The sequence below is a fragment of the Paenibacillus sp. sptzw28 genome (assembly GCF_019550795.1).
GTDB lineage: Bacteria > Bacillota > Bacilli > Paenibacillales > Paenibacillaceae > Paenibacillus_Z.
Genome location: NZ_CP080545.1, coordinates 1116288 through 1132756, shown reverse-complemented (window position 1 = coordinate 1132756; position 16469 = coordinate 1116288). Strand labels below are relative to the sequence as shown.

The following is a 16469-nucleotide window of genomic DNA, read 5'->3' as shown; positions in this document are numbered from 1 at the left end:
TAATTTAGCTAGATTCGCCTACTTTATTTCGAAAGGTCTCGGAACGCTTATGAAATTGCTGCGTTGGATCTCTTCGAGCTTGCGTGCCAAGCTGCTGACCATGTTCGTCATTCTGACCTGCGTCCCATTGATTGCCGTGGGCTTGATTTCTTACCAGAAATCATTCAACACCGTATTCGGAAACAGCAAAGCCTCCGCCATACTCGTAGCCGGTCAGCTTGCCCGGGACATCGATACCCTGTTTATGGATACCGGCAAATTGCTGGAGCTTGGCAAAAATCCGCAGGTGCTTCATTTCCTATTCTCGCAGAGCGATACCTATGAGGATGCCAAAGAAATATTGAGGACGATGGACTCTTACCGTCAAACGTATAAATATGACAGCGTTCTTAACATCACAATGATCAACTTGTACGGAAGAGGCATAAGCGAACGGAGGGGGGTCTTTCAGTTAGACCGGAATCCGCTCAGAAATCCGCACTTCTCTTATTTGGTCAACCATCCGGACGCAATTCTCAATATCCCTCCCTCCGATTCCATGACAATGGATCGGCTGGACGGGTTTCAGTACGATAAACAACATGTGATATCCATTATGGCTACGGTCCGGCAGCGGATTACGCATGAGGTGATCGGTTTTATCGTGATCGATCTGGACGATTCCATCGTGAAACGGTTTTGCGACAATGTCACGATCGGCCGGACGGGCTTCTTCTATGTCGCGGATAACACGGGTGCCCCGATATTCACCCCGGCGAACATGGACGAGAGCAGCACATTGCTTAAGCCTGCGGACCTGACCGCAATGACGGCCGGTTCCAGCGCCAGCTTCGTCGATTCCTCGGCCGGCAAGCCCAAGTTCGTCGTCGCTTCCGCTTCCCTGGCCACCGGCTGGAAAATCGTCGGGCTTGCTCCTCTGCAGGAAATCGTCAGGGAGGCCAACTCGATCCGGCAGCTTATCATTATAAGCGTCGCGTTAAGCATCGTCTTCGCCATTACGCTCCACTTCTTCATCACCGCCCGGTTGACGCGTCCGGTTCAGCTGCTGAAGAACAAGATGCAGCTCGCCGCTTCGGGATATCTGGAAGCCAAGGTTACGCCGGAAGGCAAGGATGAAATCGCCGACCTCGGCAGCAGCTTCAATATTATGCTGGGCAAAATCAAAGCACTGCTAAGCCAGAGCATCAAGGAGCAGGAGGAAATCCAGAAGGCCGAGCTCCGGGCGCTGCAGGCCCAGATTAACCCCCATTTCCTGTATAACACCCTCGACTCTATCGTCTGGATGGCGGAAGCAGGCAAGAATGACAAGGTCATCCGGCTCGTGCAGTCACTGTCGCGGCTGTTCCGCATCAGTCTGAGCAGGGGCCGGGATTGGATCAGTCTGGAGAGGGAACTCGAGCACGTGGGCAGCTACCTGGAGATCCAGCAAATGCGCTATCGCGACATTCTCGATTATGAAGTCGATGTGGACCCGCAGCTTCATTCCTTTCCGATTCTGAAAATGACGCTGCAGCCGATTGTCGAGAATGCGCTTTACCACGGACTCAAGAACAAGCGCGGCAAAGGATTCATCCGTATAAGCGGATATGAGGGCGGCGAACGGGAAATCGTTCTGACCGTCCGTGATACAGGCATCGGCATGAGCCCGGGCAAGCTGGAGCAATTAAGAGTTAATTTGTCGAACCGCCATATACCGGCAGAGACCGGAAAAGAAGTTTCCGGCGGGTTCGGTCTCCACAATGTGCACCAGCGGATTCGGCTGTATTATGGCGAAGGCTACGGGGTGCAGGTGGACAGCATGGAACGTGAAGGGACGACGGTGACCATACGAATACCGATGAGACTGGAGTGACACCGGGTGAAGAAAGTGATGTTGGTTGACGATGAAATTCTGGTCAGGGAAACGATCCGCGACTGTATCCAATGGGAGCAGGAAGGCTTTGAATATTGCGGGGATGCACCCGACGGCGAAATCGCGCTGCCGATGATCGAGCAGCTGCAGCCGGATATCCTGATCACGGATATCAAGATGCCCTTTATGAACGGGCTGGAGCTGTCGGCAATAGTCCGCAATCGAATGCCTTCGGTAAAAATCATTCTGCTGAGCGGGCACGGCGAGTTCGAATATGCCAGAGCGGCCTTGCGCATGGGCGTCGAAGAATACTGTCTCAAGCCGATAAGCGCGGCCGGCCTCACCAGTCTGCTTCATTCGGTCAGCGATAAAATCAACGGGGAGCGCCGCGAACGGGAGCGGCTTGCCAGGCTTAAGGAGAGCGAGCTCGAGCAGGCCGGACTCACCCGGGAGAAGCTTCTGAACGACCTGTGCAGCGGGTTTATCGGTGCCTCGGAAGCAATCAACCGCAGCGCAGGCCTGTCTCTCAACCTGGTGGCCCACTACTATGCCGTAGCCCTGCTGGACATCCGAAGCGAGGATGATCCATCCGCCGCCGGATTATATGAGGATAATCATCAGCCGCAGACTTGGTACCCGGACAATCATACGGCAGGAGGCAGCGATCATGAAACCTTGATGTTCAGGCGAAGCCGGACAGAAACGGTTTGGATAATGAAAGGGGACAGCCTGGAAGAGCTTCAGCAGCGTTTGCTGTCATTTCAGAACATAGAGAAGACGGCGGAGGACAAATCCCCCTCGATTTCAATTTCCGTCGGGATCGGAAGTGTCAGGGAACGTCTTCATGGTATCCATATTTCGTTCATGGAAGCGGAAGAGGATATGCATACGCGGCGATTGTCCAGACGGAACCGCCGCAATGTATGGGATACGGTCGCCGGATCGCTGCAGCAGACGGTTTACTTGGACCGCAGCAGGTTTATCGAGTTTCTGAGACTCGGCTCTACGGCGCAGACAGCAGAGTTCGTCGCCGAATTCGCTCACGAGCTTCGATCCGTCGATTGGCATTCATCCCTGGCGGGATATTACATTCTTAACGACCTGACGCTGGAAATTTTCCGGACTGCCAAAGAACTGTGCGGCAAACAGGCACCACCCGGGGAAACATTGAATGAACTGCAGAAGTCAATTGAATCGGTACGGACGTGGGAGGATGCCTGCGATTATCTGATTGCCCTCGCGGAGCAGTTTCGGGTGTGGCGGTCCCGCTGCCTGGATAAATATAGCGATATGCTGCTCAAGGTCAAGGAATATATGCATTCCAACTACGATAAAGACTATTTCTCGCTTCAGGACACGGCTGATTATGTCAAAATAAGTCCCAGTCATCTGAGCAAGGTGTTCAGCCAGGAGACGGGACAAACATTCATCGATTATTTAACGCAAATCCGCATACGCAAAGCGATGGAGCTCCTTCAATCGACGAATGCCAAATCCTACGAGATCGCCTTTCAGGTTGGCTACAACGACGCCCATTATTTCTCCAATCTGTTCAAACGCATCACGGGAGTAACGACAACGGAATTCAGGAAAACGGGCCGTTTCTCAGGCTCTCCTTCCGGCAGGGAGGGCGCGGATCATGCGCAGGGCGAACTTCGCAATTAAATGGCTGGGGGGTGCGCTCGCAGCGGTGATCCTCCTTGCGGGGTCAGGCTGTCAGAGCGGGACCCCGCCCGGTCCGGCGGCGGCGAATACGCCGTCGCCTCAAGAGAAGGAAAGGCCCGCCGAACGTACCTTCGGCATAATTTATCCGGTAGCCCATCCTTTCTACGAAATGGTTACCCGTCTGGCCGAGGAAGCCGCAAAGCCCTATTCCATTCAGCTAATTGTCAAAGCGCCGGAAGAAATGAATCTGGAGCAGCAAATCCGGATGATGGAAACGATGATCAAACAGAAGGTGGACGGGATTGCGATCGACCCGATCGATTCGGAAGCGCTGGTTCCGGTTATCGACAAAGCCGTCCAAGCCGGGATTCCTGTTATTTGCTTCGAGTCCGATTCACCCGGCAGCAAACGGTTATCGTTTATCGGTACGGATAACCTGAAAGCCGGAACGCACATGGGGGAAGTAATCAGCCGGCTTCTGAAAGGTAAGGGGATGATCCTTGTCGAATCGGGATTGTCCACGATGAGAATTTATAAGGACAGGCTTGACGGCTTGCTCCGCTATTTGAACGAACAAACGGAAATTCAGGTGCTTGAGGTCCGGTATAACGAGGGAAGCGGAGAACGGGCGCTATCCGATATGGAAGCGATGATTGACGCACATCCCCATTTCGATGCTTTCGTCTCCATCGACTTCATATCCGCATTAAACTCCGTGCTTGTCTGGAAGGCTAAGGGACTCAGCCGGGATGCCGTCGCATTCGGAATGATGCCAGAAATCCGCGAAGCGATCCGCAACGGCCAAACGACTTCCGTTATTTCGCAAAATGAGCAGGATTGGGGAAAGTGGATCATCGAATATCTGCTGAAGGCAGACGAAGGCAGGAACATACCCGCCTTTGTCGATACGGGCGTTCGGGAAATCGGAGCGGAAACGAATTAGGGCGTGAGTTCAACTCACGCCCTTTCAATGGTCAGCTTATGCCTTTCAGTATACCTTATACAGTCAATTCTTTGAAGCTGCTTCGATCGGTGGTTTGCCGGATGAAATACACCCATGTCAATACAAGGAACAGGACGGCATAAATCGCCAGATATCCTAATTGCTCCCGCATCAAGCCATAATCGCCGCTTGCGATAATTGCTTTGAAGCCCGTAATGCTGTGTGCCATGGGCAGCCACGGATTCAGCTTCTGCATCCAGCCCGGCAGCAGCTCAAGCGGGAAGGTCCCGGCGCTTGATGTCAGCTGAAGAATCATCAGCACAATGGCGATAAATCGTCCCGGCTGGTCAAACCAGGTCACAATCGCCTGAATAATGAACGTAAAGGTTATGCTGGCTGCGAAGGTGTACAGGAAGAACAGCGGCACGCTTCTAACCTCCAGCCCAAGACCGTAGATAATCACCGCACCCGCAATTACGGATTGCAGCAGACTCATCGTTGCAAAGGTCAGGGTACGGCTCGTGAAACGTCCCATCGGTGACGCACCGGGAACGCTTGAATCGCGGACCGGGAAGACGGTTGTAAACACCAGTGCCCCTATAAACAGGGCAAGCGACAGGAAGTACGGAGCGATTCCAACCCCGTAACGATCCACCTTGCGATCGCCATTCTCGACAACTTTAACCGGATTCGCAAACATATTCACGGTATCATTCCCGGACTTCACTTGTGCCGTTTGAGCCGCCGCGTCTTTCAATTTACCGGCCAACTCGCCTGTCCCCTCGGCCAGCTTTAAAGTCCCTTCCTTCAGCTGACCGGTCCCGGCGTCCAGCTTTCTCGAACCGTCCGTAAGTCCGCCGATACCGCCCGCCACCTGATTAAGGCCTTGCTGAATTGCAGCTGCGCCTTGATCAACCCGGCCCAGGCCGGCTGCAAGTTTGTTTCCTCCGGCGGCGGCTTCATCCAGTTTACCGTCAAACCGGCTTAACCCGTCCACCAATTCCGATTCTCCCGCATTCAGTGCGGATGCTCCCTGCAGAAGCTGCTGCTGGCCTTGATCAAGCTTCTCGCTGCCTGCAAGCAGCTGCTGCTGGCCGGCTGCCAGCTGCGCGCTTCCCTCAGCGACCGCTTGGCTGGCCGCAAGCAATTTCAGCGCCTCGGGATTCGCTTCAAGCTGCGGGTCGGACTTGATGAGCTGTTCCAGACCCGCTGCCACCTGACCGGCTCCACCTGCCACCTTGCCGCTTGCTTCCGCCGAGTCAGCAAGACCTGCTTTAAGCCTGCCGCTGGCATCCTTGGAGGATTGAAGCCCTTTCTCCAGCTCGGACGCCCCCTGCTGAGTTTTCACGGCCCCATCCTCCAATTCATGTCCCGCAGCTGATAATTGACTCAGTCCGGCGGCTAAATCGGAGGCGCCTTTGTGAACGGTTGACGCGCCGGTATGAAGGGTTCCCGCTCCAGCAAGGAGCGGCTTCATTCCGTCTTGAAGCTTCGATGTCCCGTCAGCGAATTTGGCGACATTGTCCTTCAGCCTTGATAGGCCTTCCTGCAGCTGATCGGCACCGTCTTTCAGTTTGTCCGCGCCGTTACCCGCGGTTCCGAGCCCTGTGGAAAGTTTATCGACCTGCCCCAGCATGCTGCGCGTATACGCTTCTGTGATCTGGGCGGACAGCTTCGACCTTAGCTCTTTGACCGCGTTATTGCCGATCTGTCCGGCTACGAAATTATAATCGCTGTTCGGTTCGAATATAATCTCAGCCTGCTCGGGATGGTCATTCATCAAGGTGGTCGCTTTTTGCGAGAAATTGTCCGGAATCGTGACCGTCATGTAATATTGATTGTCTGTCATTCCTTTCGCGGCCTCTTCCCCGTTCACGAACACCCACTTGAAACCAGTATTTTTCTTCAGCTCATTAACAAAATCCGCACCGACATCCAGCGACTTCCCATCATACTTCGCGCCTTTATCCAAATTAACGACTGCGACCGGAAGCTTATCTAGCTTTCCGTAGGGATCCCATGAGCCTGCAACGAGAATGCTGCTGTAAAGCATCGGGAGCAACGCCACCGCAATGAAGGATATCAAGAGCATCGGTTTACGAATAACTCCTTTCATGTCATTCCAAAAAACGCTAACCGGATTCATACCTATCACTCACCTTTTGTTTGATTACTCGTCTGAACGAATGACTATATTGTAATTTCGGTCAGTTACCCGCTAAAAAATTCCTCCGCAGCAGAGGATTTTTTACTTGGTTATGAGTAAGCCTTCCGAAATCAGCAAACGGATGTTGTCCTTGATCTGCTCCTTGCTCAAAGGCGCAGCCGATTTGTTCCACTCCGTTGTGAGGCCGACATACAGCCTCAGAAACATGAAAGCGACGATGTTCGAATCGCATGGCTTGATTTCCCCATCCCGAATCGCTTGATCAATCTGCTGCTTAAGAAATTCTCGCGCCATACTCTCCAGCTGCCGGATACCTTCAACTGCCTGCACAGTGCCGATATCGCGGACTTCCTGGGACAGCTTGATAAACAGCTCATGGTCCGACCGAAATTCAAGAAGGCTGTCCAGCACACGGAAAATATTATGGATAAAGGTATCGCCGATAACAATTCCGCCGTCCATGACCTGTCTCATTTCCTGCAAAACCTTGCGCAGTATCTCCTCGAATAGCTCATCCTTGGTCTTAAAAAACGTATAGATCGTCCCTTTGCCTACGTTTGCGATCTTGGAAACCAAATCCATAGTGGTGGCCTTATATCCGAATTGGGCAAACGACTGCGCCGCTGCTTTCAAAATCAACGCTCGCCGGTCAACGGTCATTGCAGCGAACCTCCATTCTACTTAATGACTAAATTACAAATCCGGTCAATCAGTCACCATTATCATATCATACACTTTTCCGCTGCACAACGCCTTTCTATTCAAAGTCATCTTTATTCATCCGATATATTGACTATAAGTTCCAGCAAGCTTGCAAAACAAAATCCACAGCAGGGAAGGAAACCGCTATGCCAAGGAACAAAACTGAACGTTCGCACAAAGCTTTCTCCCAAACATCTCTGAAGATAAAGCTGCCTCTATTGATCAGCTTGTTGGTTATCGTTGTTTTGGTTGTCTCCAGCAGCTTTATGTACAGGTTTGGCTCAAGCCTGCTCCTGGCCAAAACGAAGGATGAAATAAGGGCGAATGCGGATCGCATAGGAGAAAGCCTGTCAGGTATTATCCAACTGGAGGAACAGTCCACCTACCTGCTTTCCGTTAATCCGACCTTTAAGAATCTATTGCAATTAAGAAACGCGTTGACAATGACGGACCAGGACTTCTTCTCTTCCAACAACGCTTTGTTCACAGAGGCGAACGCCATTCTGACAAAAAGCTTTGAAGGAACCAGAGGAAACCAGTCAATCACCCTTATAGACGCAAAAGGAACGATTGTTGCAAGTAATCTCCGGGACTCCATTAAGACCGACCGGTCGGACCGGGAATATTTTAAGGCGGCGATGCAGGGTAAATTCGTTATAAGCGATGCGCTCATCTCAAAAAGCACAAAAAAGCTGGTTGTCGTATTTGCCGAACCGGTTAAAGACGATGAAGGTAAAGTATTGGGAGTGTTTATAGGAACAATAGATACATCCTTCTTTGTCAATAACCTGCATAATGTGAAAATCAATGATGAGGGAAGCATTTTTATCATGAGCCGGGAAGGCACAATCGTATACCATTCACGGGAACCAGCTCTAATTGGAAGTAAAGCTGCAAATACTCCGGAGCTTGAGGATATCCTGAAGCTGAAATCGCCAGATACGATTTTGCGAGGAGAAGTGGATCAATCGGATAAGTATATCCGCTATTCCAAAATTCCAACCGCCGATTGGACGGTCGTCGTGGAAGACAACTATCGGGATATCAAGAGACCTCTTGACAGTCTGCTGCTCAAAATCATCTTTGTAACTGCTGCTGCGGTCGCGGCCGCTATAGCCGCCGGACTTCTCTTATCCCGGATGATCACAAGCCCGATTGCAAAATTAACCGCTTTGTTCAAGAAGCTGTCCGCGGGCGACTTGACTGCTGCTGCAGAGGGCAAATATCACAGTGAATTCCGGGATTTGGCAGACAGCTTTAATCAGATGGTGGAACAAAATAAAGCTCTTATTACGAGCATGAACAAATCCATCGGCGTCCTGAATGAAAGCACCGATGTGCTGGAGAAATCATCGAAATCTACAGCTCAATCGCTCGGCGAAACATCTGTCACGACAATGGAAATCGCCAAAGCTATGGAATCCCAGTCTCATGAAACCGAGAATATCGTGGGCAAATTTTCCGGACTAGGCGATAAGATCGCTTCCATTCATAACAAATCCCAATCCGTCAAGGAGCGGGCCGAAGCGATTATTGAGGTATTCCATTCCAATAATATTGTGATCGACAGCCTGATTGAGATTAACGACAAGAACAGACAGGAAGTCCATAAGTTTTCTTCGATTATTTCACTGCTGACGGAAAGCTCCGCTAATATCCGCAGCATCACTGGAGCGATTGGCGACATTGCAAAACAAACCAATCTTCTGGCGCTGAATGCCTCCATTGAAGCAGCCAGAGCAGGGGAACACGGTCGCGGCTTTGCGGTAGTGGCCGGAGAAATACGCAAGCTGGCCGAGCAATCCTCGAAACAGTCGAATGAAATTAACGGCATCATCCAGCAAATGCTAGTGCATGTGAATGAAAACAATAAAAGAGTCGGTGAAATTCAGTCGATTGCCGCGCAGCAGCATGAGTTTGTCGGTAAAACGCAGGAATCCTTCAAAACCGTTGCGGACAATGTAATGGATATTACGGATCAAATCAAATCAATGGCCAATGAGGTCGCCAGCATGGAAACGGATAAGAATGATGTGCTTCAATCCGCCCAAAGCTTGTCGGCCACCGGAGAAGAAGTTTCCGCCTCTGCGCAGGAAGTGACGGCAACCGTTCAAGACCAATCCGACATGGTCAACCAATTAGCCCGAATGGTTGAAACAATTGACAACCTCACCAAGGAATTGGCGAAATCAGCCTCCCGGTTCAGAATTGAATAAATCAGGTGAACGAAGCGGTAAAAGAAGGGTTAACGAAAAAACATATGCTCTATATCCTTATAAAAAAGAGCAGGCTTGGAATCCATCCAAGCCTGCTCTTTCTATTCGCCCTTGAGCTGCACAGACGCAATCGACTGCCTGTTAATGAATTCGCCGTTGATCAGCGTCTTCTCAAACGGCTTATCGGGATCCTCGATCTTGTTCAGCAGCATCTGCACGGCGCGTAATAATCTGCAGGAAACGGTCGGAGTTGTGCTCGGTCACCACCATGCTTCCGATTCCCCGCTCTGCGAGCGATGCTATGACGCCATCGGCAATACATAGAATTGAACCCTCCTGCAATAGGAGAGCCGGATATTGCGTTTAAAATCATCAGTGGACGTAACAAGGCGAAGGCGGACGACTATTAAAGAGCCGAGCAAAAAAGTAACATTACGATCATAACACCTAGAATATCATGTCTTTGCGCCTGTCAGAATGATTTGCCTAATAAAACACTTTGGTGTGGAGCACTTCCAAGGCGCGTCCGATTTCTTCCAGTTCTTCTTCGAATGGAAGTAGCGAGAACCCCAACATTACTAAGGTAAAGGTGCTGGATCTGTTTGAGGAGGGGTTTAATCCGGTCCTGGTTTTCAACAAGCAAAAACGGGATATGCACTTTCTGGTTAAACAACGCGCACAAAGCATTAATGAAAAAAGGCTTGTTTAATTATGTGGGCATAAAAAGAGTGAAGTTTTTTGAATTTGGAAATATGGAAAGTCCAAAGGGACGGCAAGACGAAAAACTAAATAAAATCTATCGATATTTCAAAACGATAGACCGCTAGGAGTTTCAACAACAATACAGATGACTGAATCTCATGCAAACTGGAGTGAGCCTCCTATTCACTTTCACTCTTCCGGAAGTGATTTCCGGCCGGCAAAGCCGTCGTTCCAGCCGTGATAATGCGAGATTCGTTCTTCCCCTTCCTTCCAGCAAATCAGTACGTCCTCCCCGTCCAATACGGCCGGAAAGTCAATCAGACCGGGGTTTATCATCTTCAGCAGAACACCCTTTCGCTCGAAGTTGTTAATTAACAGATCCGCTTCCATTCGCATAAACTCAAGCTGGCCTTCCATCTCAAAGAACGGATCCTTGCCAACCTCCGGGCTCACGGAAGGCTGTCCTTTCCCCACTTTCTTCTTCCGCAGCTCTGAATATTGAAGCTCAAACTCTCTGGTGAGCGCCTGCAGCTTCCGCAAGTCCTCCTGCAGCTGCGGCAGCATTGCGTTCGCTTCGCTCACCGTAAACGTTTTATTCGTCATCACACATCCACTCCTTAACTTTATATTACACTGTCTTAACACAATGTTTCACTTTGGACTCACTGCATTTTTTTGCATCGCAGCTTGGTCGGGGCTTCGCCGGTGTACTTTTTGAAGAGATGGCAGAACTGCGACGAGCTGGAAAAACCGCTTTCCTGTGAAATCTCGGTGACACTTTTATTGGTAAATAAAAGTTTTTCCTTCGCCGATTCCAGCCGCTTCAGCAATAAATATTGATTCGGCGAGTACCCGGTAGATTCCTTGAATTTATGTCGGAACCGGTCGCAGCTGTACCCCGTAAGGTCGGCAAGCGTCTGCAAATTTATATTTTCGTTAAAGTGCAGGTCCATATAGTTTTTTACATAGGAATGCCATTCTTCTTCGCAGGTTTTGCGCTGTCCGTTAAGCATCCGGTCGAGCTCGATAACCAAATCTTGAACAAGAAGCTCTAACCTTAAACGGTAATGAGTTTGTCCGGCAAGCATTTCTTCCTTCATCCGGTTCAATCGTCCTATTACTTCCATATTTGAATCCTCAAAAACTCCATTCTCGAAAGCCACAGGCAAATCATGATAGAAAGCGACCGCTATAAAATCCGTTTCCTCACAAGTGCGGCGATCATGTGTACAGAAAGGCTTCATGAAAGAAAACGTACCCTCACGGTATGTATAAAAGCGGTTGTCAATTGTTGTATCGCCGGTACCGCTCCATTAATAAACCAGTTCGTAGCAGTGGTGTTTGTGCAAATCCTGATAATGCCGGGGACTCCTTGTCTCGTAATACAGATACTCGATCTTAGCGCCCATATTACTCCTCCTATCAGTTAACCTTAGCCATAATCTGCAAGCTAATTAGCCGTCTTCCGATAGTTGCAAATGCTTTCTTCCCGCTATGATATAAGAAAATAGTTTTCCGCACAAGTCGCTGAAGCCTTTAGCAATAAATTATCGATGGGAGGAAGTACCAATGCCTATGTTTGATTGGTTTTATGATGAAGTACGGCAGGTGGGGACGGACTTTACGGATGCGGAGCAGGTGAAGAGATATGATTCCAATATGGGTGATCGGTCGGGTGAAATACAAAAGCTGATTGACGTATTGAAGCTCGACAGCTCCCAAACGGTACTTGAGATCGGTACTGGAACGGGGAGCATTGCGACAGGATTGGCAGCAGTGTGTGAACATGTATACGCAATTGATGTTTCGAAAGCGATGCTCGATTATGCGGCTGCGAAAGCCCGCCGGCACGAGGTGGGGAACATCACTTTCGCTGAGGGAGGTTTTTTATCCTATCGCCATTCCGGTAAGCCGATTACTCGTATCATCTCTCATTTCGCGCTTCATCATCTGCCTGATTTTTGGAAGTCGGTTGCCATTCAAAGGATGTATGACCAGCTGGAAAATGGCGGAATACTGTATATTCATGATGTTGTATTTTCATTTCCGGTTCACAGCTTTGAGACATCGATTGACACCTGGATTGAGAGTATAGCCCGAAGCGGTTCTTCTTTTGATGCAGCTGAATTGTGCGCACATATAAGGGATGAATTTTCAACCTACGGCTGGATATTGGAGGGAATGCTTAGAAGCTCCGGATTTCACCTGGCAAGCGCAGAATATAACGGCAATACTTACGCAACATACTTGTGCATGAAGAGGGAATGACCAATAGCAGCGAGTCTGCCGATCACCCGGCAGCCCCGCTGTTCCAAATCAGCCCATAGGCGGGTAAACAACGGCTGGTTCTAACAGTGTGATCGTGTTGTTGTAAGTGTTGATATTTGCTTGGATACCGATCGGTATGGCGGCTTTATAGCGCCCGTGACCTGAAGCAAGATTGGTTATTAACGGCTTGCCGAGCGGCACTATAAATTCGTTGATTAATTCATCGTAAGTTACACCGTAGGCCTCGATACATTCGGTGCACTCGCCCATAAGGATTCCGCTGCAAGCCGCGAATTTGCCGGCAATCCTTAATTGCTCGATATAACGGAAAACGGTATTGATCGGCTCATGCGTTTCTTCGATAAAGAGAATTTTCCCAGTCGTATCGATTTCGTATGGCGTACCAAGAGAGCCAACCATGGACGTTAAATTTCCTCCCACGATCGGCCCGCTGGCGCTGCCTGTAACTCTGGGTATGAGCGGCATTCTCGGAGGATTCAATATTTGGCGGGGAATAGACGGATTCGAGGCTGCGGTAAAAAACTGCTCGAAATTGTATGGCGGCGTTTCGGGATTAAAATCAATGAGAAGAAGGCTGTGGAGTGTGACGACGTTAGAAAACCGATACAGTGTGTTCAATAAGACAGTAATGTCGCTGTAACCGGTGACGATTTTCGGATGTTGATGAATGAAAGAGTAATCGAGAAACGGTAAAATGCCTTCAACTCCCACACCGCCTCTTACAGGCATTATCAGCTTCACCTGCGGATTGGCAAACATATCCATCAAATCTTGGGCTCGCTGTGCAGCCGTTCCGGCGAGAAATCCATTTTGTGCATATACATGCCGCCCCAACACCACCTGAAGCCCCATGCCTTGCAAATAAGCGATACGGGCATTGATCGAGTCCGCATTGAGGGGGCTGCCCAGTGTTACAATACCTACCGTATCCCCCCGTTGCAAAGCTAGCGGTTTAATCGCCAATTGATTATCACCTCGCTTTTTGTTCATTATTAATTAGAATATGAGCGAGGGAAACCGAATAGGCATACAACTCTTTGTTTCTCCGGCCTTCATTGAATCCGGGAGACTTAGATTTAATAAATTAAACCAATTCCCTGGTTTTAATCCGTTGGATTTGCATGGTGATATACGCCAGCTCCGACTCATGGAGTTCAAAATCATACTCATCTTTTACAAATTGGCCCGCTTCTTGCGCGCACAAAAACGATTCCTTGAATTTCTCTTTAATGAGTTGAACCATTTCCGGATCCAATTCGTGAAAAGGCTCGCCGGATTCAGAGCGCTGAACGGCAAATCGCAGATGCGTGACTAAACGCTCATATGATACCGTTTCCTCAGCAAGCTTGATATTCAAACAACCTTCTATTCCGGCTATGATGTCCCGTATCATAGAAGTGATATTTAACGTTTTCGCCATTTCCCCCGCATTCATTTTCGCAGTATAGATATGCAGAGCAATATAGCCGACCTCATCCTCCGGAATTTCAATTCCGAGCTTTTCTTTTATTAGCGTTTTCGCGAAAAGTCCGATTTGAAATTCTTTAGCATATAAAACTTTAATTTCGTTTAGCAGCGTATTTTTAATGATCATGCCTTTAGCCAGCCGTTCAAGCGCAAAAGACAGGTGGTCTGTGAGCGCAATATGAATGTGCTCATTTATTTTAACCTTTAATTGATTTTCGGCATGGGATATGATCTGCTCGGATACCTGAATATGCTCCTCCGGCAATGTCGATAATATTTCTTCGAATTGTTGATGCTTTGTTTGATCCTTCATTACAAAGATTTTTTCAATCCGGGATTGGTCTACGGGATCGTTCTTTTTTTTCTGAAACGCAATCCCTGACCCCATCACAATCTTTTCCCCGTCCCAATCCTTGATCACAATCGCATTATTGTTTAATATCTTGTTAATTTTCATGGTGTACTCCTTTCTGCAGTGGAGTCCCGGATTTAAGATTTTACTTTTACCTTCATGAGCGGGGTAATTCCCATTTCAGCGCATTCCGGCAGCAAAATTTCCAATTTTTCAATTTGATCTGAATGAATGATCATCATGGGAGTGATGGGACTTGTCGCTTTCAGCCGAACCAGATCAAGCGAAAAGTCGATCAGCGGTTGTCCCTTCATTACCCGGTCCCCTGTCTCGACGTAAGTTGTAAATCCCTCCCCATTCATCGAAACCGTATCCAGACCGATGTGAATGAGTATGTCCAATCCGCTCCCGGTACGAATCCAAACAGCATGCTTGGTTCGGAAAAGGTGAATGATCTCCCCATCTACGGGAGCGCCGACCTTTCCTTCCACCGGATCGATTGCAATTCCCATTCCGGCCATAGTCCTGGAAAAGGTAGGGTCGGGCACTTCCTCCATGGTCAGCACTTTTCCGCTTAAGGGTGAGATAATGATTTCTTCTGTAATCCGATGATCCCGAAGACCAAACCATTTTTTAAACATAGTGTACTCCTTGTCTCTACTCCTCTTTTCCTTCATCAAATCCAAGAAGCCAAGTCAATGTGAAAGCGCAAGCCACGGCAATGACAAAGCCTATGAGGTAGTTGAGTAAGTTGGGTATGCCTAAAGGCGCTGCCAGGACCACCATCGGAAGACCCGTCAAACCATAAGAATTTGCGATTACATGAGTAAATACAACGTATGCGCCGCCTGCCGCTCCCCCAATGCAAGCACCGATAAACGGTTTTCTTAATCGCACGTTCATACCAAACATGACAGGCTCCGTGATGCCTAAGAAGGCAGAAATCGACGCAGGGATGGCGTTTTCCTTGAGCTTTTTGTTTTTTGTTTTAAAATAGACCGCCAAACCGGCGCCGCCTTGCGCGACATTGGCCATGGACCATACAGGCAGCAGAAAGTTAACCCCGATTTTGGGGTCGGCAATCAAACCGAACTCGATTGCATGTAAACTATGATGAAGTCCAGTAATCACGATCATTGAATATAACCCGCCCAATAGGAACCCGCCTATAAATCCGACGCCATGCGAATAAACGCTCTCTAACCCTTGGGTAAGCAATCCGCCGATGAATGCACCCAGCGGCCCTATGGCAATTAGGGAGACAATCCCGGTAGACAGGACGGTTGTAAGCGGGATAACGAACAATGCCAAAGACGGATGCACGACTTTTCTTAATCCCTTTTCAACCGCACACATCAAATAAACCGACATCAATATCGGAATTACCGTTCCCTGATATCCGATTGATGCGGGCTGAAATCCGAATACATTCAGCCTTTCAAGATAATCGGGTCCAAGCGTCCCCGGCTTCAATAAATCGGAATGCGATAAAATACCGCCTACAAAAGCCCCCAAAGCCGGAGTACCGCCGAATTCTTTCGCCGCGCTAAACCCGATGACAATGGGCAGAACAAGAAGTGCGGATGCTGAGAAAAGATTGAGCAAGCTGATCCAATCGCTATCCGGCGCAGCCCAGTGAGAAGACTTTATCATTCCGGTCAGACCGATAAACAGACCGGTGGCTACAAGAAAAGGGAGTATCGGGACAAAAATATTGGACAACATTTTCGTAATTGCAAGCACGGGATTCCGTTTTTTCGGCGCGGCCGAGGCAGGTTTCACTCTATTATCGGATGCATTAGCAATCGCTTCTTCAAGACCTTTATAGATCTTGTTCACGATTCCAATTCCGAAAATGATCTGGTATTGTCCCGCTCTGGAGAACACACCCTGCACATGGTCCAGTTTTTCTATGGCGGTGGTGTCCGCTCTTCGTTCGTCATGCAGAACCAAACGCAGCCGGGTAGTGCAGTGAGCTGCGCTTATAATATTCTGCTTTCCGCCCAGCAGCGGCAGCAGCTCTTCGACGATTCTTTCCGCTTCGGCTCGAATTATTGATTCCTCCTTCTCAGCATGTTCAGTTATTAAAGCATTCGCCTGCGGCTGTCTTTCTT

General features: G+C 49.2%; 14 protein-coding genes and 1 pseudogene. 7 read left to right on the top strand and 8 right to left on the bottom strand.

Features of this window, described 5'->3' with window-relative positions; all coding sequences use genetic code 11:
* Positions 1–49 precede the first annotated feature (49 nt).
* The 3 genes from KZ483_RS05250 to KZ483_RS05240 are packed head-to-tail and all read left to right on the top strand — an operon-like array spanning position 50 to position 4460.
* Positions 50–1852: a sensor histidine kinase gene (locus tag KZ483_RS05250; RefSeq protein ID WP_220351663.1), complete on the top strand. Its 1803-nt coding sequence runs from the start codon at positions 50–52 to the stop codon at positions 1850–1852.
* 6 nt (positions 1853–1858) lie between these two features.
* Positions 1859–3517, top strand: coding sequence for a response regulator (locus KZ483_RS05245; RefSeq protein ID WP_220351662.1), 1659 nt, complete (start codon positions 1859–1861; stop codon positions 3515–3517).
* Entirely contained in the window at positions 3492–4460 is a 969-nt protein-coding gene (locus KZ483_RS05240; RefSeq protein WP_220351661.1) for a sugar ABC transporter substrate-binding protein, read from the top strand. Before KZ483_RS05245 ends, KZ483_RS05240 begins: the two co-directional genes overlap by 26 nt.
* Positions 4461–4515: 55 nt before the next feature.
* Here KZ483_RS05240 and KZ483_RS05235 read toward each other — a convergent pair whose 3' ends face one another.
* Positions 4516–6576: a YhgE/Pip family protein gene (locus KZ483_RS05235; protein WP_258881544.1), complete on the bottom strand. Its 2061-nt coding sequence runs from the start codon at positions 6574–6576 to the stop codon at positions 4516–4518.
* Positions 6577–6708: 132 nt separating this feature from the next.
* A complete protein-coding gene (locus tag KZ483_RS05230; protein WP_220351659.1) occupies positions 6709–7287 on the bottom strand; it encodes a TetR/AcrR family transcriptional regulator in 579 nt (192 codons plus the stop codon).
* Positions 7288–7475: 188 nt separating this feature from the next.
* Between KZ483_RS05230 and KZ483_RS05225 the strand changes: the two genes are divergently transcribed.
* The 3 genes and pseudogenes from KZ483_RS05225 to KZ483_RS28305 all read left to right on the top strand — a co-directional run.
* Positions 7476–9545: a methyl-accepting chemotaxis protein gene (locus KZ483_RS05225; RefSeq protein WP_220351658.1), complete on the top strand. Its 2070-nt coding sequence runs from the start codon at positions 7476–7478 to the stop codon at positions 9543–9545.
* A gap of 44 nt (positions 9546–9589) precedes the next feature.
* Positions 9590–9772, top strand: coding sequence for a hypothetical protein (locus KZ483_RS05220; RefSeq protein WP_220351657.1), 183 nt, complete (start codon positions 9590–9592; stop codon positions 9770–9772).
* A 326-nt stretch (positions 9773–10098) separates the two neighbouring features.
* A pseudogene (locus KZ483_RS28305) lies at positions 10099–10372 on the top strand (hypothetical protein); the annotation flags it as partial.
* 64 nt (positions 10373–10436) lie between these two features.
* On the opposite strand, the gene KZ483_RS05215 reads toward KZ483_RS28305, so the two are convergent.
* Both KZ483_RS05215 and KZ483_RS05210 read right to left on the bottom strand, forming a co-directional pair.
* On the bottom strand, positions 10437–10850 hold the full coding sequence (locus KZ483_RS05215) for a DUF2203 domain-containing protein (RefSeq protein ID WP_220351656.1): 414 nt from the start codon (positions 10848–10850) through the stop codon (positions 10437–10439).
* Between the two features lie 59 nt (positions 10851–10909).
* Positions 10910–11374 carry a helix-turn-helix domain-containing protein gene (locus KZ483_RS05210; protein WP_220351655.1) on the bottom strand — a complete coding sequence of 155 codons (465 nt, stop codon included), beginning with the start codon at positions 11372–11374 and terminating at the stop codon, positions 10910–10912.
* Between the two features lie 442 nt (positions 11375–11816).
* Between KZ483_RS05210 and KZ483_RS05205 the strand changes: the two genes are divergently transcribed.
* On the top strand, positions 11817–12515 hold the full coding sequence (locus KZ483_RS05205) for a class I SAM-dependent methyltransferase (RefSeq protein ID WP_220351654.1): 699 nt from the start codon (positions 11817–11819) through the stop codon (positions 12513–12515).
* A gap of 48 nt (positions 12516–12563) precedes the next feature.
* Here the strand turns inward: KZ483_RS05205 and KZ483_RS05200 are convergent, their stop codons facing one another.
* From KZ483_RS05200 to KZ483_RS05185, 4 genes are all read right to left on the bottom strand, one after another.
* Positions 12564–13499, bottom strand: a complete 936-nt coding sequence (locus KZ483_RS05200) for a S66 peptidase family protein (RefSeq protein ID WP_220353272.1) — start codon at positions 13497–13499, stop codon at positions 12564–12566.
* 121 nt (positions 13500–13620) lie between these two features.
* Positions 13621–14460 carry a PRD domain-containing protein gene (locus KZ483_RS05195; RefSeq protein WP_220351653.1) on the bottom strand — a complete coding sequence of 280 codons (840 nt, stop codon included), beginning with the start codon at positions 14458–14460 and terminating at the stop codon, positions 13621–13623.
* Between the two features lie 32 nt (positions 14461–14492).
* On the bottom strand, positions 14493–14996 hold the full coding sequence (locus tag KZ483_RS05190; RefSeq protein WP_220351652.1) for a PTS sugar transporter subunit IIA: 504 nt from the start codon (positions 14994–14996) through the stop codon (positions 14493–14495).
* A 16-nt stretch (positions 14997–15012) separates the two neighbouring features.
* Positions 15013–16344, bottom strand: coding sequence for a PTS transporter subunit EIIC (locus KZ483_RS05185; protein ID WP_258881701.1), 1332 nt, complete (start codon positions 16342–16344; stop codon positions 15013–15015).
* Between the last annotated feature and the right edge of the window lie 125 nt (positions 16345–16469).